This window comes from Mesorhizobium sp. M2A.F.Ca.ET.043.02.1.1, from assembly GCF_003952405.1.
Taxonomy (GTDB): Bacteria; Pseudomonadota; Alphaproteobacteria; order Rhizobiales; family Rhizobiaceae; genus Mesorhizobium.
This window is the reverse complement of sequence record NZ_CP034445.1, coordinates 4,574,832-4,593,635: the sequence shown is the minus strand read 5'-3', so window position 1 is coordinate 4,593,635 and position 18,804 is coordinate 4,574,832. Positions and strand designations below refer to the sequence as shown.

The following is an 18,804-nucleotide window of genomic DNA, read 5'->3' as shown; positions in this document are numbered from 1 at the left end:
GATTCAGGAGGTTTCGACGATGGCTTCGTTGCTTGGCTACTTCGGCGACCTGCGCTTGCAAAAAAGGGGAGCATGGTTCTGGAGCGCATGTTTGCGCGTGTCAGCACGGGCATGCGCCGGCTGGTCGACACGCGCGCCGAGAAGGTCGCGTTCACGCGCCTGTTCCGCAATCGCCACGTGAGCACGCAAGAGATCGTCCGCACGGCTGCGGCCCGAACCGCCGAACTGGCCGCCGGGCGCCACGTGCTGATCATCGAGGACAGCAGCGAGATCAACTATGAAGCCAAGGCTTCACGCAAGCGCGGCCTCGGTCGTGTCGGCAATGGCACGGATATCGGGCTGTTCGTGCATCCGGCGCTGGCCGTGGATGCCGTGGACGGCTCTGTCCTTGGCCTTGCAGGCGCCACGATCTGGCGGCGGCGCGAGGCCAAGAAGGCGGATGACTACCAGGCGCTGCCGATCGAAGCCAAGGAAAGCCACAAATGGATCGGCACCGCCAAGGCGGCATGCCAGGCGCTGACCGACACGCCGCAGATGACGGTGATCGGCGACCGCGAGGCCGACATCTACGAAGTGTTTGCAAGGCTGCCCGACGAGCGCACCCATGTGCTCATCCGTGCTGTGCGGGATCGGGCCTTGGGCACGCGGGGCGAGCGCCTGTTCGGCGCGATCGCCAAGACGCCGGAAGCCGGCCGCGTTGCCTTCGAGCTGCAGGCCCGACCCGGCCGGCCGGCTCGCATCGTCGAACTGGCCGTTCGCTTCACCGCGGTGAGCTTGCGTCAGCCCCGCCTTGGCGCCGACAGCCGCGATCCGCGCAAACTCTCGCTCAACATGGTGGAAGTGCGTGAGATCGATCCACCTTCGGCCAAGGACGCGGTGATCTGGCGGCTGTTGACCACCCACAGCGTCGAAACGCTTGCCGATGCCTGCCGCATCGTCGACCTCTATCGCTCGCGCTGGAGCGTCGAGCAGCTGTTCCGGACTGTGAAGTCGCAGGCCATCGATCTGGAGGAAAGTCTCATCGCCGATGGCGACGCACTCGAACGTCTGGCCGCCGCCGCTCTGGTCGTCGCCACCAGGGTCATGCAGCTCGTACACGGGCGTGGTTTCGCCGGGCCAGACCTTCCAGGCCGCGCGGCTCTTCGACCCCTCTGAGATCACCGTCCTGCAAGCGCTCATCGCCAAGCTCGAAGGCAAGACCCAAAAGCAGAAGAACCCGCACCCCACGCACACGCTCGCCTGGGCCGCCTGGTGTATCGCCAGGCTCGGAGGCTGGAACGGCTACGAAAAGGAACGCCCGCCAGGGCCCATCACCTTCACCCACGGCCTCAGACGCTTCAACGCCATCACAGACGGCTTCCTTCTAGCCTCACAAAATCAACCCGAAGCAAATGTGTGCGCACGCTAGCCCCAAGGGGAGAGGAGCAGGTAAGCGCCCGGCGCCAACCTCTTCTCCCCTTGGGGAGAAGGTGGCCGCGAAGTGGCCGGATGAGGGGGCTTCGCTGAGCCCTCACCCTTGCTCCGGCAGCAGGTCGGCCACCGGCAGCACGGTCTCATCCTTGACCGTCTTGGTGACGATGTAGGTGAAGTAGCGGTCGATGCCGATCTCGCGTTCGAGCAGGCTGTCGACCAGCCGCTGATAGGCATCGATGTCGCGCGCCATGACCTTCAGCACGTAATCGACGCCGCCGCCCACAGACCAGCAGGCGACGATCTCCGGAACATCGCGCACCACGCGCTCGAAGCGATCGAAGTCGGCCTGGCGATGGTTGGCCAGGGTCACCTCCATCAGCACCGTCGCCACCGGCGCGATGACGCGCATGGCGACCGCGGCGTGATAGCCGGAGACGATGCCGACTTTCTCCAGCTTGCGCAGCCGCATCCAGCACGGCGTCGGCGACAGGCCGACCTTCTCGGCCAGCGCCAGCTTGGTGATGCGCCCGTCACGCTGGATGGCGTCGAGAATCCTGAGGTCGATCGGGTCGAGCTTCGCTGCCGCCATGCGGTATCCGCCTTTCGTTCAGGACAACATGACGATGCATTATTTCGATTGTCAATTGCACTGATTTCGATCTCTAATAAGTCATGACATTATGGCAGCCTGACCCTGCTCTCATCCGCCGCCCGGCCTATCTCTCGCTGGCCGATCAGTTCGCGCGCGCGATCCATGACGGGCGGCTGGCCAATGGCACGCGGCTGCCGACGCACCGCCGCCTGGCCGACGACCTGAAACTCTCGGTTCAGACGGTCAGCCGCGCCTATGAGGAACTGATCCGCCGCGGCCTGATTTCCGGCGAGGTCGGCCGCGGCAGCTTCGTGCAGACGCAGCGCCGGGAACCGGAGCCGCCCTACATCCCGGAACGGCTGGGCGAGGTCATCGACCTTTCCATCCTGAAGCCGGTCTGCGAGCCGATGCATCTGGAAAAACTGAAGCAGGCGCTGGGCTGGCTCGCCGAGAACCTGCCGTCAAGCTCGGCCCTGTCGTTCCGGCCGAACATGGTTTTCCCGCGCCACCGCGCGGTGGCTGTCGAGTGGTTGAAGCTTTGCGGGCTGGAGGCGTCGCCGCAGAACATCAGCCTCACAAACGGCGCCACCGCCGGCATGACTGTGGCGCTGATGAGCGTGGCGCCACCCGGCTCGACGGTCGCGACGGAGGCGATCGGCCACCACACGCTGGTGCCACTTGCGCGCTATCTTGGCTTCAACCTGGAAGGGCTACCGATCGACGGCAACGGGCTGATCCCCGAGGCGCTCGACGAGGCCTGCCGTCTCTCCGACATTCGCGCCGTCTTCGTGCAGCCCTCGGTGATAAACCCCACGGCGACCCTGATGGACGCCGCCCGCCGCGAGCAGATCGCCGCGGTCGCGCGCAAGCACGACATCGCCATCATCGAGAACGACGTGCTGGGGCCGCTGGTCGAAGGCCGGCCGCCGGCGGTCGCCGCGTTTGCGCCGGAGCGGACGCTCTACGTCACCTCCTTCACCAAGATCACCGTGCCCGGCCTGCGCATCGGTTATCTGGCGGTGCCGGACCGCTATGTCGCCGCCGTCGCCAACCGCCACCTCGTCTCGAACTGGATGGCGACCCCGATGGTGGCGGAGATCGCGACGCGCTGGGTGAACGACGGCACGGCGATGGAACTGGTCAACTGGCAGCGCGCGGCGCTGAGGCGACGCCAGGAGATTGCCGCCGAAATGCTGGTGGGCGTCGATTACCGCGTCCATCGCGACGGGCTGCATCTGTGGCTGGAGCTGCCGGGCGACCGCGCCGAGGAAAGCTTTGTCTCTCAAGCGCGCCTGCGCGGCGTGGCGATCGCGCCGGGCACTTCGTTCCGCATCGCTGACACGCCATGGCATCCGGCCGTGCGCATCTCGCTCGGATCGACCACAGAGGGGGAACTGCGGGTGGGCCTGAGCGTTGTCGCCAAGCTGCTGCTCGGCGATCCGGAGCATCTCCTGCTCGCCATCTGATGCACAAAAGGAGTCCAGATTGCCCTGAAATTGTGCCGCGCCGGAAATATTGTCATGATATTATTTTCCTAATTGACATGATTTGGTACGTTTCGCATCGTTAAGGGCATAGGCTTCTCCAGCAACGGGGAAATGGATTGCCCGCGCCCATCATCAAGGTCGATGCGATTTCGAAGAGCTTCGGCACCTTCAAGGTGCTGGACGGTTTGTCGATGCAGGTGATGCCCGGCGAGAAGCTGGCGCTGATCGGTCCGTCCGGCTCCGGCAAGACGACGATCCTGCGCATCCTGATGACCTTGGAGAAGATCGACGGCGGCCACATCCAGGTCGATGGCAAGCAGCTCTACCACATGGAGCGCAACGGCCAGCTGCTGCCGGCCGACGAGCGCCACCTGGCCAGGATGCGCCAGAAGATCGGCATGGTCTTCCAGCTCTTCAATCTCTTTCCGCACAAATGCGTCATGGACAACGTGACGCTGGCGCCGATGCTGACCAAGGGCGTCGCGCGCGCCGCCGCCGAGAAACGGGCGATGGAACTGCTCGACATGGTGGGCCTCGCCGACAAGGCGAAAGCGATGCCGGCGCAGCTTTCCGGCGGCCAGAAGCAGCGCGTGGCGATCGCGCGCGCGTTGGCGCTGTCACCCAAGATCATGCTGTTCGACGAAGTGACCTCGGCGCTCGATCCTGAGCTCGTCGAGGAAGTTCTCAACGTCATGCGCAAGCTCGCGGCCGAGACCGACATGACGATGCTTCTGGTTACCCACGAGATGGGCTTCGCCCACGACTTCGCCGACCGCGTGCTGTTCTTCGACCGCGGCAGGATCGTCGAGGAAGGCAAGCCCGATGAGATTTTCCGCCATCCCAAACAGGAAAGAACGCAGAGCTTCCTGAAGAAGATCATCGCGGCCGGACATCGCGTCTGACCGCTATGCAGACGGGCGGCGCAAGCCGTCCACGGGCGGCCCAAGGCCGTCCCGAACCGAGCAAACCAATAACAGAAACAAGGAGTTGGGAACGATGAAGAAACTTGGCATTCTGGCTGGCGTCGCCGGCCTCGCAGTGAGTACGATGCTGCTCGCCTCCGGCGCGCGTTCGGCCGACGATGCAAAGCTGGAGCAGCTCAAGCAGCAAGGCTTTGCCCGCGTCGCCATCGCCAACGAGCCGCCCTATACGGCGGTGGCCGCGGACGGCAAGGTCTCGGGCGCGGCGCCGGACGTGGCGCGCGAGATCTTCAAGCGTCTCGGCGTCAACGACATCGTTGCCTCCATCTCCGAATATGGCGCCATGATCCCCGGCCTGCAGGCTGGACGCTTCGACGTCGTCACCGCCGGCCTGTTCATGAAGCCGGAGCGTTGCGCGGCGGTCGCCTATTCCGAACCGGTGCTGTGCGACGCCGAGGCGATGCTGGTGAAGAAGGGCAATCCGAAAGGCTTCAAGAGCTATGAGGATATCGCCAAGGACAGCTCCGCCACCGTCGGCGCGCCCGGCGGCGGCACCGAGGAGAAGCTGGCGCTCAATGCCGGCGTGCCGCGCGATCGCGTGGTCGTCGTGCCGGACGGCCAGAGCGGCCTGAAGATGGTGCAGGACGGCCGCATCGACGCCTATTCGCTGCCGGTTCTGTCGATCAACGACCTGATGAAGAAGGCCAATGATCCGAACCTCGAAGTGATCGCGCCGGTGCAGGGCGCTCCGGTCTATTGCGACGGCGCCGCTTTCAAGAAGGGCGACGAGGCGCTGCGCGACGCCTATGACGTCGAGCTCGCCAAGCTGAAGAAGTCCGGCGAGTTCGCCAAGATCATCGAGCCCTACGGCTTCTCCGCCAAGGCGGCGATGTCGACGACCCGCGAGAAGCTCTGCGCGGCGAAGTAAGTGCGCACCCTTCCTTCTCCCCGTTCACGGGGAGAAGGTGTCACGAAGTGACGGATGAGGGGCGGCGCCGTACTTTCGCAAGTTTGCGCTGCCCCTCATCTGCCTGCCGGCTTTCGTCGCTCGAAAAGCCAAGCAATTGGCTTTTCGTTCGCTGCGCGAACCGCTCCTCAACTCCCCGTAAACGGGGAGAAGGGGCCAAGAACGCAAACGTTGGAACCCTATGACCCAGTGGTCCGGCTATCTCGGCCTGATATTGCAGGGAGCGCTTGTCACCATCGAGCTGACGCTGATGGGGTCAGTGCTTGCGCTCATCATGGCTTTCCTTGCCGGCATGGGGCGCGTATCGCGCTTCTTCCTCCTGCGCGCGATCGCCACGGCCTATATCGAATTCTTCCGCGGCACCTCGATTTTCGTGCAGCTGTTCTGGGCCTATTTCGTGCTGCCCTTCGCCGGCCTGTCGCTGACGCCGCTGCAGGCCGGCGTCCTGGCGCTGGGCTTGAATGTCGGCGCCTATGCGGCGGAAGTTGTGCGCGGCGCCATCCTGTCAGTCGGCCGCGAGCAATATGAGGCCTGCACGGCGCTCAATCTCGGCCGCTGGCAGGGCATGCGGCACGTGATCCTGCCGCAGGCGCTGCTCGTCATGCTGCCGACTTTCGGCAACAACGCGATCGAGCTCCTCAAGGCGACCTCGGTCGTCTCGCTGATCTCGCTCGCCGACCTGACCTTCCAGGCGCAGGTGGTGCGTTCGCAGACCGGCAGCACGCTGATGCCGTTCCTATCCGTGCTGATCATCTATTTCGCGCTGGCGCTGATCATCTCCTGGGGCGTGCGCACGCTTGAACGCCGCATGGCGCGCGGCCTTGATGGAGTGCGCATCTGATGGACTGGGCCAAATAATGGACTGGGATTGGAACTTCGTCTGGGAGATCATGCCGACTCTGATCCAGGGCGTGAAGATCACCATATTGGCGACCATTCTGGGCTCGGTCCTGGCGGCGATCGTGGGGCTCGGGATCGCGCTGGCGCGGCGCTCGGAGAACCGCATCGTCGCGCGCAGCGTCGGCTGGTTCGCCGAGTTTATCCGCGGCACGCCGCTACTGGTGCAGCTCTATTTCATCTTCTACGTGCTGCCCGACATCGGCATCCTGCTGCCGCCGCTGGTGGCCGGCGTGATCGGGCTTGGCCTGCACTACGGCACCTACACGGCCGAGGTCTATCGCGCCGGCATCGACAATGTTCCGCGCGGCCAGTGGGAGGCGGCCAAGGCCTGCAATCTCAACGGACGCCACACCTGGATGCATATCATCCTGCCGCAGGCGATCCCGCCGATGATCCCGGCCCTGGCCAATTACTTCATCGCCATGTTCAAGGAGACGCCGCTGCTCTCGGCGATCACCGTGCTTGAGCTGATGAACCAGGCCAAGAGCGTCGCCAACACCTATTACCGCTATATCGAGCCGATGACGCTGGTCGGCGCCTTCTTCCTCGTCATCAGCCTCTGCTCCGTCGTGCTGTTGCGCTGGCTGGAGCATCGCTACGGCAGGATCGAAAGATGAAAGTCATGAAAGCATTGCCCGAGATCCGGCTCGAAACGGCGCGCCCCGCGCTTGACGCACGTCCGCTGGAAAAGCGCGTCGGCCTGATCGCCTTGGCCACCGACCACACCAGCGAGGTGGATTTCCGCCGCATGGTGGCGAGCGAGCGGATCGGCGTCTATGTCGCACGCATTCCCTACGCCAATCCAACGACGCCGGAGAATTTGCGCAAGATGCAGCCTTCGCTTTCGGCGGGCGCGGCGCTGATCCTGCCGGACGAGACGCTCGATGCCGTCTGCTACTCCTGCACCTCCGCTTCCGTGGTGATCGGCGATGCCGAGATTGAAGCTGCGATCCAGGCGGCCAAGCCCGGCGTGCCCGTGGTCACGCCGCCGATGGCCGGTATGCGCGGGCTGAGCGCCTTCGGCGTGAAGCGCATCAGCATCCTGACCCCCTACACCGTCGAGACCAGCCGGCCGATGGCCGCCTATTTCGCCGCGCATGGCTTCGACATCCAGAGCTTCACCTGCCTCGGCTTCGAGGATGACCGCGAGATGGCGCGCATCAGGCCGGCTTCCCTCATCGAGATGGCGCGCAAGGTCACGCATCCGCAGGCCGATGCGCTGTTCGTCTCCTGCACCGCGCTGCGCGCCGCGCTCGCGGTGCCGGGTATGGAAGAGGCGATCGGGCGTCCGGTCGTCACCAGCAACCAGGCCAGCGCCTGGAACTGCCTGCGGCTTTGCGGCGACGACACGCCGCGACCGGAGTTCGGCCGCTTGTGGACTAAGCCGCTGGCCCAGTGATCGTAATGCCCGTGATCGAAATGCCAGTTACGCTTCAGCATATTCGCGCCGCGCGCGAACGCATTGCCGGCAAGGTCGAGCGGACACCCGTCGTGTTGTCGCAAAGCCTGTCGGAGCGCACCGGCAGCCCGGTTCATCTCAAGCTGGAGCACCACCAGACCACCGGCGCCTTCAAGCTGCGCGGCGCTTCCAATGCCATCGCCGCCCTGAGCCCGGAAGAAAAATCGCGCGGCGTCGTCGCCGCCTCGACCGGCAATCACGGCCGCGCGCTGGCGCATGCGGCCAAGCTCGAAGGCATGCGCGCGGTGATCTGCATGTCGAGGCTGGTGCCCGAGAACAAGCTCGATGCCATCCGCCGCCTCGGCGCCGATGTCCGCATTGTCGGCAACAGCCAGGACGACGCCCAGCAGGAGGTCGACAGGCTGGTGGCGGAGGAAGGGCTGGTCATGCTGCCGCCCTTCGATCATCCCGACATCGTCGCCGGCCAAGGCACGCTTGGGCTGGAAATCATGGAGCAGGTTCCGGACGCAGCATGCGTGCTGGTGCCGCTCTCCGGCGGTGGGCTCGCGGCCGGCGTCGCGGCGGCAGTCAAAGGCGTGAGCCCGGGCACGAAAGTCATCGGCAGCTCGATGGCGCGGGGCGCGGCAATGAAAGCCAGCCTCGACGCAGGTCGGCCGGTGCAGGTCGAGGAACTGCCGACGCTGGCGGACTCGCTCGGCGGCGGCATCGGCCTCGACAACCAGCTGACCTTCGCCATGTGCCGCGACCTGCTCGACGACGTGGTCCTGCTTGCCGAGGACGAGATCGCGGCCGGCATTCGCCATGTCTATGAAGAGGAGCGCGAGATCGTCGAGGGCGCGGGCGCCGTCGGCATCGGCGCGCTGCTAGCCGGCAAGGTCAAAGTGAGCGGCCCGACTGTGCTCATCCTTTCCGGCCGCAACATCGACATGAGCCTGCACCGCCGCATCGTCTGCGGCGAATCCTCCGCAACGGAGCGCGCCGCATGAACCGTATGACAATTCTCACCGAAGCAGAACTGCGCAAGATCGTGACGCTTGATCTCGACGCCGTCGCTTGCGTCGAGAACGCCTTTCGCGCCCTGGCCACGCTGCCGGTGGCGATGCCGCCGATCTTGAGGCTCGACATTCCCGAGCATCGCGGCGAGGTCGACGTGAAGTCCGCCTATGTGCCGGGCATAGACGGCTTGGCCGTCAAGATCAGCTCCGGCTTCTTCGACAATCCGAAGCTCGGCCTGCCGAGCGGCGGCGGCATGATGGTGCTGCTTTCGGCCAAGACCGGCGTGGTCGAGGCGCTGCTGCTCGACAATGGTTATCTGACCGATATCCGCACAGCCGCTGCTGGCGCTGTCGCGGCCAGGCATCTGTCGCGCGAGGACTCCAAGGTCGCGGCGATCTTCGGCGCCGGTTTGCAGGCCGGCCTGCAATTGGAAGCGCTGCGCCTCGTGCGGCCGATCGAGGAAGCGCGTATCTGGGCGCGCGATGCCGCCAAGGCCGAAGCAACCGCCGCCCGCCTGCGCGACAGGCTGGGCATCATGGTTCGCGCCGAGCCGGATGCGGCGAACGCGGCAGCCGGCGCCGACATCATCGTCACCACGACGCCGTCGACCGAACCGCTGATCAAGCCCGGTTTCGTTTCCGACGGACAACACATCACCGCGATGGGCTCGGATGCCGAGCACAAGAACGAGATCGCGCCGGCGATCCTGCGCATGGCCGACCTCTATGTTGCCGACAGCGCCAAGCAGACAAGGCGCCTTGGCGAGCTCCATCACGCGATCGAGGCTGCGGTTTTCGCAGCCGACGCCGAGGTCACCGAACTCGGCCAGATCATTGCCGGCGGCAAGCACGGCCGGCGCGCGGCAAGCGACATCACCATCGCCGACCTCACCGGCACCGGCGTTCAGGATACCGCGATCGCTACTTTGGCCCGAGACCGCGCGCGGGCGGCGAAGGCCGGAACCATTTTCGAAAGCTGATGCCCGGCCGCGAGGCCCAACAAACGAGGACCAAGAACAATGCAACCAAATCTGAAATTCTCGCGGAGCGAATTTGCCGATCGCCTCGCCAAGACGCGGAAGGCCATGGAGGCCAAGGGCGTCGATCTGCTGATCGTCAGCGATCCCTCCAACATGGCCTGGCTGACGGGGTATGACGGCTGGTCCTTCTACGTGCATCAGGCGGTCATCGTGCCGCCTTCCGGCGAGCCGGTCTGGTACGGACGCGGCCAGGATGCCAACGGCGCCAAGCGCACCGCCTATCTCGCGCATGACAACATCATCGGCTACGCCGACCATTATGTGCAGTCGACCGAGCGGCATCCGATGGACTACCTTGCCAGCGTGCTGGCCGAACGCGGCTGGGACAAGCTCTCCATCGGCGTTGAGATGGACAATTACTGGTTCTCGGCCGCCGCCTTCGCGTCGCTGCAGAAGCACTTGCCCAACGCCCGCTTCGCCGACGCCACCGCGCTGGTCAACTGGCAGCGCGCGGTGAAGAGCCCGACCGAGATCGAATACATGCGCAACGCCGCCCGCATCGTCGAGGCGATGCACCAGCGCATTGTCGACAGGATAGAAGTCGGCATGCGCAAATGCGATCTCGTCGCCGAGATCTACGATGCCGGCACGCGCGGCGTCGCCGGCATCGGCGGTGATTATCCGGCGATCGTGCCGCTGCTGCCTTCGGGTGCCGATGCTTCCGCACCGCATCTCACCTGGGACGACAAGCCGATGAAGGCGAATGAAGGCACGTTCTTCGAGATCGCCGGTTGCTACAACCGCTATCATTGCCCGCTGTCGCGCACCGTGTTCCTCGGCAAGCCGACGCAGGCCTTCCTCGACGCCGAGAAGGCGACGCTGGAAGGCATGGAGGCGGGCCTGGCCGCCGCCAAGCCCGGCAACTCCTGCGAGGACATCGCCAATGCCTTCTTCGCCGTCCTGAAGAAATACGGCATCGTCAAGGACAACCGCACCGGCTACCCGATCGGTATCTCCTATCCGCCGGACTGGGGCGAGCGCACCATGAGCCTGCGCCCCGGCGACCGCACCGAGCTCAAGCCCGGCATGACCTTCCACTTCATGACCGGCCTGTGGCTGGAGACGATGGGGCTGGAAATCACAGAGTCGATCCTGATCACCGACACCGGCGTCGAATGCCTGGCCAATGTGCCGCGCAAGCTCTTCGTGAAGGACTGAGGCCGATGTCAGCTCTGCGTCCATCGCCCATGGCGCCGACCGTCGACTTCGAGCGCGACGGCGTCCAGCACGGCTTCCTGCGCCTGCCCTACAGCCGCGACGATTCTGCCTGGGGGTCGGTGATGATCCCGGTCTGCGTCGTACGCAACGGCAAGGGCTCGACGGCGCTGCTGACCGGCGGCAATCACGGCGACGAGTATGAAGGGCCGTTGGCGCTTTACGAGCTCGCCCGCACGCTCGATCCGAAACAAGTCTCCGGCACGATCATCATCGTGCCGGCAATGAACTATCCGGCGTTCCGGGCCGGCACGCGCACCTCGCCGATCGACAAGGGCAATATGAACCGCTCTTTTCCCGGCCGTCCCGACGGCACGGTGACGGAAAAGATCGCCGACTACTTTCAACGCGAATTGCTGCCGCGCGCGGACCTCGTCTTCGACTTCCATTCCGGCGGCAAGACGCTGGATTTCGTGCCCTTCTGCGCCGCGCACACGCTGCCGGACAAGGCGCAGGAGAAAAAAGCCTTCGCCGCCGTCGAAGCCTTCTCGGCGCCGTTCTCGATGCGCATGACCGAGATCGACGCGGTCGGCATGTATGACACGGCCGCCGAGGAAATGGGCAGGGTCTTCGTCACCACCGAGCTCGGCGGCGGCGGAACCTCTCGCGCGGAGACGGTGCGGATTGCCCGGCGCGGCATCCTCAACGTGCTTCGCCATGGCGGCATCGTCGATGGTGCGGTCGAGAAGGGCAGAACCCAGTGGCTCGACATGCCGTCGGGCGATTGCTTCGCCTTCGCCGAGGAGGACGGGATGATCGAGACCACGATCGATCTCGGCGAGCCTGTGGAGGACGGCCACGTCGTCGCTCGTATCCATCCGCTCGGCCGCACCGGCCAGGCGCCGCAGGAGATCAGGGCCCGGATGTCGGGGCTGCTCGCCGCGCGTCACTTTCCAGGTCTGGTCAAGGCGGGCGACTGCGTCTCGGTGCTGGCCGTGGCGGTCGGATAGTTATTGCACCACGCGCTTCTCGAGCTTGCGGGCGAGTGTGCGCCGGTGGAGGCCGAGCCGGCGCGCGGTTTCGGAGATGTTGAAGCCGGTCTCGACCAGCGTCTCGTGGATGCGCTCCCATTCGAGGTTCTTGATCGAGGTGGGACGGCTGGTGAGCGGCACCGACACATCGCCCTCGGCGCGGCCGAAGGCGGCTTCGATGTCGTCGGTGTTGGCGGGCTTGGCCAGATAATGGCAGGCGCCGAGCTTGATCGCCTCGACCGCAGTGGCGATGCTGGCAAACCCCGTCAATACGACGATCCGCGTAGACGGGTTGCGGGCGCCGAGCAGCTTGACGCATTCGAGTCCCGATCCTGCTCCGAGCTTGAGGTCGACGACGGCATAGGCCGGAACGGCCTTTTCCAGCGCGGCCATCACGGCGTCGCGGTCATGGCAGACCACGACGTCGTAGTCGCGCTTCTCAAACGAGCGTTTGAGCGTGCGCGCGAAAGTCGCGTCGTCCTCGACAATGAACAAGGATCGATCAGGTTTCACGATCGTCTCCATCGGTCAGCGCCGCCAGCGGCAGCGAAAGGGTAACGCAGGCGCCCTCCTCCATGTTGCGCGCTGAAACGTCGCCGCCGAGCTTGCGCACGACATTGAACACCAGGAAGAGGCCAAGGCCGCCGCCCGGACGCCCCTTGCTCGACATATAGGGCTGGCCGAGCCCGGCCAGAATATCCTTGTCGAAACCTGGTCCGCGATCCTTGACGGTGAACACCAGCTTCTCATCCTGCCGCTCGGCAGCGATGCCGACCCAATCGTGCGATGCTTCCAGCGCATTGTCGAGCACATTGAAGATCACTTGCCGCAGCGCCGTGTCGGACACGATCGGCTCGTCCGGCTGGAACCCGTTGCTGAAGTCCAGCCTGAAAGGCTGGCGGCTGACACGCCACTCCTGGACGAGGTCGTCGAGGAAGTGGCGGATCGTGGTGCGGATCGTGCCTTCTCCCCGCGCCTGGCCGGAGGACATGAGGATGCCGGTCACGATGCTTTTGCAGCGCTCGATCTGCGCCTGCATCTCGGCCACGTCCTCGGCAAGCTCACGGTTGCGCTTGACGCCCTGCATCTGGCGCCAGTCGGACAGGATGACGGATATGGTCGAGAGCGGGGTGCCCAGTTCATGCGCGGCGCCGGAGGCGAGCAGGCCCATGCGCACGATGTGGTCTTCCTCAGCCGAACGCTGGCGCAGGTCCGCGAGATAGGCATCGCGTTCGCGCAGGTTGCGGTTGATGCGCGTCATGAAGATCACGATCAGGCCGGCCGCCAGCACGAAGCAGATGAACATGCCGCGCAGATGCAGCGCCAGGAGGTCGCTGCCGCCGTGATGCGGGAGCGCGATCGGCTGGAAGACGAAGATGAGGAAGACGAAGCAGGCCGAGGCGGCCACGACCAGGATCCAGGTCGACCATGGCGCCAGCAGCGCTGCGCCGAGCGTGATCTGCAGCAGATAGAGCGACACGAACGGGTTCGAGGCGCCGCCGCTCAGATAGAGCTGCGTGGTCAGCGCCGCCATGTCGAAAATCAGCGCGACGAAAAGCTGGCCGTTGGAGATACGGCGATTGCCGCGCAGGGCGAGCAGGCTGAAGATGTTCAACCCGACGAGGAACAGCACCACGCCAGCCATCCCGGTAAGCGGCAGCGGGATGGCGAACCAGTATTGCGTCACCAGAATGGTCAGCACCTGCCCCGCCACCGCCAGCCAACGCAAGTGGATGAGAAGCAGCAGGTTCTTCCTGTTCGTAACGTCGGCGTTCGAGGCGGCGCCTCCGTGGCCGGCAAGAGGAGCCGCTCGGAACGGCTTCCGGTGATGAAGCCGCGCGATCGAGATGTTCATCTTGCCGCGTCCCGCTTCCGACGCCGGGCAAAAATCGGCCTGGCGATGGCGATCGCCAGCATCGCTGCCAGGGCGAACCAGGTCAGAGCATAGACAAGGTGGCTGTTGCGGAAGGTGACGACACTCAGGCCGCCGCGCGGCCAGCTGTCCGCGCGGGATGCCCCGGCGTCGATGAAATAAGGCGCGACATCGGTCAGGCCGCGCGCCTTGGCGATTGCCGCCACGTCGCGCGAATACCAGCGGTTGGCAGCCGGATCGTTGCTGCGCAGGAAGCCGCCGCCGGGTTCGCTGATGCGCAGCAGCCCGTCAATCGCCGTAGGCGACCTCGGGCCGCCGCTCTCTTGTTGAAATTCGGCCTTGCGCTCCTGCGGAACGAAGCCGCGGTTGACGAGGACCGTGAACCCGCGATCGTCGCGCATCGGCGTCAGCACCCAATAGCCGCCTCCAAGCTCGGTCACCGCCTGCACCAGCGTGTTGGCTCCGCCGGAGAAACTGCCGGTGAGGCGTACATGGCGATATTTATAGCCGGCCGCGTTGATATCAGCCCATGTCGCGGGTCCTGGCGCATCGACGACCGGAGCATGGATGCGCTGGTCGACGCGGGCGATCAGGTCGAGCTTCCAGACCCGTCTTTCCAGCTGCCAGATGCCGAGCCCAAGAAACACCAGAACGCCGACAAGTCCGAGCAGCGCAAGCAAGAAGCGCGACGCGGAGCCTTTCGACGGCGCGGCGTGAGCGCATGTATCTGCCAGGCCGACCGTGACTTCTGCCTTGAGATTGGCCCTCCCCACGCCCGAAACAGGGCTCATGGCATCTCCCGCATCTCGTGGAGCCCGGGCATCATGTTGGCGTTGAGATGGTACATCACCCAGAGCGAGCCGCTCAGCACGATGACGACGAGGATCACCGTGAAGATGAGCGCCAGCATCGACCATCCGCCCTCGGAGGCCGGGTTCATGTGCAGGAAGAAGATCATGTGTACGACGATCTGCACCGCGGCGAAGGCCATGATGATGACGGCCGTGGCCTGCTTGTTGTCGATGACGCCGTCCATCACCAGCCAGAAAGGAATGGCGGTGAGGATCACCGACAGGAAGAAGCCGATCAGATAGCCCTTCAGCGAGCCGTGCGCGGCGCCACCATGCGCGTGGTCGTGACCGGCATGATCATGAGCGCTCATCGCAACGTCCCCATCAGATAGACGAAGGTGAAGACGCCGATCCAGACGACGTCGAGGAAGTGCCAGAACATCGAGAGGCACATCAACCGGCGGCGGTTGGCCTCGATCAGGCCATATCGCGCGACCTGGACCATCAGCGTCAGCATCCAAACGATGCCGAAGGTGACATGCAGTCCGTGCGTGCCGACCAGGGTGAAAAAGGACGACAGGAAGGCGCTGCGCTGCGGCGTCGCGCCCTCATGGATCATATGGGCGAACTCGTAGAGCTCGATGGACAGGAAGGCGAGGCCGAACAGCATGGTCACGGCGAGCCAGGCTTGCGTCGCGCCGACACGCCCCTTGTCCATGGTCAGCATGGCGAAGCCATAGGTGATCGAGGAGAGCAGCAGCATGGTAGTGTTGACCGCCACCAGGCCGAGATCGAACAGGTCCTTTGGAGCCGGACCCGCCGCGTAATTGCCGCCGAGCACGCCAAAGGCCGCGAACAGCATGGCGAAGATCAGGCAGTCGCTCATCAGGTAGAGCCAGAAGCCGAGCATGGTGCTGCCGCCTTCGGCGTGCGCATGCTCCTCTTCCAGGTGGAAGACCGGCTCGGCCCCGGCCGTGATTGCCGTCGATGCCATGCTCAAGCCCTAGCCCCCTCAGCGGCGAGGAGCGCCGTCCTCGCCTCTTCCGTTTGCGCGACCTCGGCCGCCGGGATGTCGAAGTCGCGGTGATAGTTGAAGGTGTGGCCGATCGCGGTGGCGATGAGGCAGACGAAGCTCAGCGCCGCCAGCCACCACATGTACCAGATCAGCCCGAAGCCGAGCGCCACGCTGAACACGGCCAGGACGACGCCGGTGCCGGTGTTCTTCGGCATGTGGATCGGCTTGAAGCCGGAGAGCGGGCGCCGGTAGCCGGCTCTCTTCATGTCGAACCAGGCGTCGTTGTCGCGGATGACCGGCGTGAAAGCGAAATTATAGGCGGGCGGCGGCGAGGAGGTCGACCATTCGAGTGTGCGGCCGTCCCAGGGGTCGCCGGTGACGTCGGCCAGTTCGGCACGCTTGCGGATCGAGACGAAGATCTGGACCAGGAAGGCGGCGATGCCAGCGGCGATCAGCACGGCGCCGAAGGCAGCGATGACGAACCAGATCTGCAGCGAGGGATCGTCGAAGACGCGCATGCGGCGCGTCACGCCCATCAGGCCGAGGATATAGAGCGGCATGAAGGCGAACCAGAAGCCGAGCACCCAGCACCAGAACGAGACCTTGCCCCAGAACGGATCGAGCCTGAAGCCGAAGGCCTTGGGCCACCAGTAGGCGATGCCGGCGAACAGGCCGAACAGCACGCCGCCGATGATGACGTTGTGGAAATGCGCGATCAGGAACAGGCTGTTGTGCAACACGAAGTCGGCCGGCGGCACCGCAAGCAGCACGCCGGTCATGCCGCCGACGACGAAGGTGAGCATGAAGGCCACCGTCCACATCATCGGCAGTTCGAAGCGGATGCGGCCGCGATACATGGTGAAAAGCCAGTTGAACATCTTTGCCCCGGTCGGGATCGAGATGATCATCGTGGTGATGCCGAAGAAGGAGTTGACGCTGGCGCCGGACCCCATGGTGAAGAAGTGGTGCAGCCAGACTAGATAGGACAGGATGGTGATGACCACCGTGGCGTAGACCATCGAGGTGTAGCCGAACAGGCGCTTGCCGGAGAAAGTCGAGGTGACCTCGGAAAAGACGCCGAACAGCGGCAGGATAAGGATGTAGACCTCCGGGTGACCCCATATCCAGATGAGGTTCACATACATCATCGGGTTGCCGCCGAAGTCGTTGGTGAAGAAGTTGGTGCCGACATAGCGGTCGAGCGCCAAGAGGGTGAGCACCGCCGTCAGCACCGGGAAGGACGCCACGATCAGCACGTTGGTGCAAAGCGAGGTCCAGGTGAATATGGGCATGCGCATCATCGTCATGCCGGGCGCGCGCATCTTGATGATGGTGCAGATCAGATTGATGCCGGATAAGGTCGTGCCGACGCCGGCGACCTGCAGCGCCCATATGTAATAATCGACCCCGACGTCCGGACTGTAATTGATGCCCGAGAGCGGCGGATAGGCCAGCCAGCCGGTGCGGGCGAATTCGCCCACGAACAGCGAGGCCATGACCAGGATGGCGCCGCCCACCGTCATCCAGAAGCTGAAATTGTTGAGGAAGGGGAAGGAGACGTCGCGCGCGCCGATCTGCAGCGGCACGACGAAGTTCATCAGCCCGGTGACGAAAGGCATCGCCACGAAGAAGATCATGATCACGCCGTGCGCGGTGAATATCTGGTCGTAGTGATGGGCGTTGAGATATCCGTCCGAACCGTTGAAGGCGATCGCCTGCTGCAGGCGCATCATGATGGCGTCGGAGAAGCCGCGAAGCAGCATGACGAGGCCGAGCACCATGTACATGATGCCGATCTTCTTGTGGTCGACGCTGGTGAACCACTCGCGCCAGAGATAGCCCCAGAGCTTGAAATAGGTGATGGCGCCGAGAACCGCGAGGCCGCCAAGCGCCACCACGATGAAGGTGACGACGACGATCGGCTCGTGCAGCGGCAGCGACTCCAAAGTGAGGCGGCCGAAGATGAATTTGGTCAGCGTCTCAGGCATCCGCCATTCCTCACAATTCGAAGCGCAGCAGGCCGAGCGACGGCGTCCCGGCGTCGGCGCGGCGGCTGCCGGCGCCGGGCGCAAGCAAGCCGAGGCCGCGCAGCGGTGACAGGTTCCTGAGCGGCCAGCTCTTTTCATCGTCATTACGAGCCGCGCGAGAGGCGGCTGCCGCCTCCTCCGCCGTGCAGATGCTGGCGACATAGGACGGATCGTTACCGAACACCGCCCCGCGCCGGGCAAGCTTGTCATATTGCAGCGGCAGGGTGTTGCGAACGCCGGCAAGGCCAAGGCCGCCCTTGGCGTCGATCGACATCATCTCGTTCATGCACATCTTGCCCGGCTCGACGCACAGATTGAGGATCGCGCCATAAAGGTCGTGGTCGACGAAGGCATAGTGCCGGACCGGCTCGTTCTCGCTCGGGCGTTCAAGCTCGAGATAGGTCTCGCGGCTGAGTTTGGACTGCGCGCCTTTGGCCTGCGCCATCCAATCGGCGAAGGCCTGATTGGAGAGGCCGTGGAAGGCGAAGTGCATGCCGGAGAAGCCGGCGCCGCTGTAATTGGCCGAGAAGCCGGTATAGGTGCCTGGACGATTGATGACGGCGTGCAGCTTCGTCTCCATGGCGGGCATGGCGTAGATCTGCCCGGCAAGGGCTGGAATGTAGAAGGAGTTCATCACCCTGGACGAGGTGATGCGGAAGTCGATCGGCTGATTGACCGGCGCCGCCAGCTCATTGACGGAGGCGATGCCGTAGTCCGGATAGATGAAGAGCCACTTCCAATCGAGCGCGACGACCTCGACCCTGAGCGGCTTATGGTTCTGCGTGACCGGCTGTCCGGGCTCGATGCGGTCGATGCGCCGGTAAGGATCGAGCAGATGCGTGCCGAGCCAGGTCAGCGCGCCCAGGCATATGATGATGAGCAGAGGGGCCGCCCAGATCACCAGCTCCAGCTTGGTCGAATGGTCCCAGTCGGGCGTGTAGGTCGCCGTCGTGCTGGACTGCCGGTAGCGCCAGGCGAACAGCACGGTCAGCGCCATGACGGGCACGATGATGAGCAGCATCAAAAGGGTCGAGACGACGAGCAGGTCGCGCTGCTGCACTGCCACGTCGCCCGCGGGCGCCAGCACGACGAAGTCGCAGCCGCTCGGCAGCACGGCCAGGGGAAACAGAAGCAAAGCTCCGGATCGTTTCATCAACGCTGCCCTCGATGGCGTCGCA

General features: G+C 64.7%; 20 protein-coding genes. 12 read left to right on the top strand and 8 right to left on the bottom strand.

Translation table 11 applies throughout. The features are described from left to right. The first annotated feature begins 87 nt into the window (after nucleotides 1-87). Nucleotides 88-1,155 (top strand): IS4 family transposase, encoded by a 1,068-nt coding sequence (locus EJ068_RS21840; RefSeq protein ID WP_189341909.1) that lies wholly within the window; start codon nucleotides 88-90, stop codon nucleotides 1,153-1,155. Further along, nucleotides 1,103-1,408, top strand: a complete 306-nt coding sequence (locus tag EJ068_RS21835; RefSeq protein WP_127386128.1) for a hypothetical protein — start codon at nucleotides 1,103-1,105, stop codon at nucleotides 1,406-1,408. The genes EJ068_RS21840 and EJ068_RS21835 overlap by 53 nt, the downstream gene beginning before the upstream one ends. 102 nt (nucleotides 1,409-1,510) lie before the next feature. Here EJ068_RS21835 and EJ068_RS21830 read toward each other — a convergent pair whose 3' ends face one another. Then, a complete protein-coding gene (locus EJ068_RS21830) occupies nucleotides 1,511-2,002 on the bottom strand; it encodes an Lrp/AsnC family transcriptional regulator (RefSeq protein WP_127252236.1) in 492 nt (163 codons plus the stop codon). A gap of 83 nt (nucleotides 2,003-2,085) precedes the next feature. Between EJ068_RS21830 and EJ068_RS21825 the strand changes: the two genes are divergently transcribed. The 10 genes from EJ068_RS21825 to doeB all read left to right on the top strand — a co-directional run bounded on the left by EJ068_RS21825 (nucleotide 2,086) and on the right by doeB (nucleotide 11,899). Continuing rightward, a complete protein-coding gene (locus tag EJ068_RS21825) occupies nucleotides 2,086-3,471 on the top strand; it encodes a PLP-dependent aminotransferase family protein (protein WP_127386127.1) in 1,386 nt (461 codons plus the stop codon). Nucleotides 3,472-3,608: 137 nt separating this feature from the next. Further along, nucleotides 3,609-4,394, top strand: coding sequence for an ectoine/hydroxyectoine ABC transporter ATP-binding protein EhuA (ehuA, locus tag EJ068_RS21820; protein ID WP_127253340.1), 786 nt, complete (start codon nucleotides 3,609-3,611; stop codon nucleotides 4,392-4,394). A gap of 94 nt (nucleotides 4,395-4,488) precedes the next feature. Next, entirely contained in the window at nucleotides 4,489-5,340 is an 852-nt protein-coding gene (gene ehuB, locus EJ068_RS21815; protein ID WP_126079298.1) for an ectoine/hydroxyectoine ABC transporter substrate-binding protein EhuB, read from the top strand. 220 nt (nucleotides 5,341-5,560) lie between these two features. Next, nucleotides 5,561-6,220 (top strand): ectoine/hydroxyectoine ABC transporter permease subunit EhuC, encoded by a 660-nt coding sequence (ehuC, locus tag EJ068_RS21810; RefSeq protein WP_127253344.1) that lies wholly within the window; start codon nucleotides 5,561-5,563, stop codon nucleotides 6,218-6,220. A 16-nt stretch (nucleotides 6,221-6,236) separates the two neighbouring features. After that, nucleotides 6,237-6,896 (top strand): ectoine/hydroxyectoine ABC transporter permease subunit EhuD, encoded by a 660-nt coding sequence (gene ehuD / locus EJ068_RS21805; RefSeq protein ID WP_127253346.1) that lies wholly within the window; start codon nucleotides 6,237-6,239, stop codon nucleotides 6,894-6,896. A gap of 5 nt (nucleotides 6,897-6,901) precedes the next feature. Further along, nucleotides 6,902-7,678, top strand: coding sequence for an ectoine utilization protein EutA (gene eutA / locus EJ068_RS21800; RefSeq protein ID WP_127253352.1), 777 nt, complete (start codon nucleotides 6,902-6,904; stop codon nucleotides 7,676-7,678). A gap of 20 nt (nucleotides 7,679-7,698) precedes the next feature. Continuing rightward, complete coding sequence (eutB, locus tag EJ068_RS21795) at nucleotides 7,699-8,685, top strand: hydroxyectoine utilization dehydratase EutB (protein WP_189341910.1); 987 nt, start codon at nucleotides 7,699-7,701, stop codon at nucleotides 8,683-8,685. Next, the gene (locus EJ068_RS21790; protein WP_127253348.1) at nucleotides 8,682-9,674 is read left to right on the top strand and encodes a cyclodeaminase; all 993 of its coding nucleotides are present in this window, start codon (nucleotides 8,682-8,684) and stop codon (nucleotides 9,672-9,674) included. Before eutB ends, EJ068_RS21790 begins: the two co-directional genes overlap by 4 nt. Nucleotides 9,675-9,713: 39 nt before the next feature. Next, the gene (gene doeA, locus EJ068_RS21785) at nucleotides 9,714-10,892 is read left to right on the top strand and encodes an ectoine hydrolase DoeA (protein ID WP_127253350.1); all 1,179 of its coding nucleotides are present in this window, start codon (nucleotides 9,714-9,716) and stop codon (nucleotides 10,890-10,892) included. Nucleotides 10,893-10,897: 5 nt separating this feature from the next. Then, nucleotides 10,898-11,899 (top strand): N(2)-acetyl-L-2,4-diaminobutanoate deacetylase DoeB, encoded by a 1,002-nt coding sequence (gene doeB / locus EJ068_RS21780; protein ID WP_129554855.1) that lies wholly within the window; start codon nucleotides 10,898-10,900, stop codon nucleotides 11,897-11,899. Here the strand turns inward: doeB and EJ068_RS21775 are convergent, their stop codons facing one another. From EJ068_RS21775 to cyoA, 7 genes are read right to left on the bottom strand one after another with little or no spacing between them, the layout of a single operon-like run. After that, a complete protein-coding gene (locus EJ068_RS21775) occupies nucleotides 11,900-12,433 on the bottom strand; it encodes a response regulator transcription factor (RefSeq protein ID WP_189341911.1) in 534 nt (177 codons plus the stop codon). Next, complete coding sequence (locus EJ068_RS21770; RefSeq protein WP_127251955.1) at nucleotides 12,423-13,775, bottom strand: ATP-binding protein; 1,353 nt, start codon at nucleotides 13,773-13,775, stop codon at nucleotides 12,423-12,425. The genes EJ068_RS21775 and EJ068_RS21770 overlap by 11 nt, the downstream gene beginning before the upstream one ends. Continuing rightward, nucleotides 13,772-14,584: an SURF1 family protein gene (locus EJ068_RS21765; RefSeq protein WP_129554854.1), complete on the bottom strand. Its 813-nt coding sequence runs from the start codon at nucleotides 14,582-14,584 to the stop codon at nucleotides 13,772-13,774. The genes EJ068_RS21770 and EJ068_RS21765 overlap by 4 nt, the downstream gene beginning before the upstream one ends. Beyond that, a complete protein-coding gene (gene cyoD, locus EJ068_RS21760; protein WP_127251953.1) occupies nucleotides 14,581-14,955 on the bottom strand; it encodes a cytochrome o ubiquinol oxidase subunit IV in 375 nt (124 codons plus the stop codon). Before cyoD ends, EJ068_RS21765 begins: the two co-directional genes overlap by 4 nt. Beyond that, nucleotides 14,952-15,578 carry a cytochrome o ubiquinol oxidase subunit III gene (gene cyoC / locus EJ068_RS21755; protein WP_128314562.1) on the bottom strand — a complete coding sequence of 209 codons (627 nt, stop codon included), beginning with the start codon at nucleotides 15,576-15,578 and terminating at the stop codon, nucleotides 14,952-14,954. Before cyoC ends, cyoD begins: the two co-directional genes overlap by 4 nt. A gap of 2 nt (nucleotides 15,579-15,580) precedes the next feature. Then, complete coding sequence (gene cyoB, locus EJ068_RS21750) at nucleotides 15,581-17,587, bottom strand: cytochrome o ubiquinol oxidase subunit I (protein WP_127251951.1); 2,007 nt, start codon at nucleotides 17,585-17,587, stop codon at nucleotides 15,581-15,583. Nucleotides 17,588-17,597: 10 nt separating this feature from the next. Next, a complete protein-coding gene (gene cyoA / locus EJ068_RS21745) occupies nucleotides 17,598-18,779 on the bottom strand; it encodes a ubiquinol oxidase subunit II (RefSeq protein ID WP_127251950.1) in 1,182 nt (393 codons plus the stop codon). Between the last annotated feature and the right edge of the window lie 25 nt (nucleotides 18,780-18,804).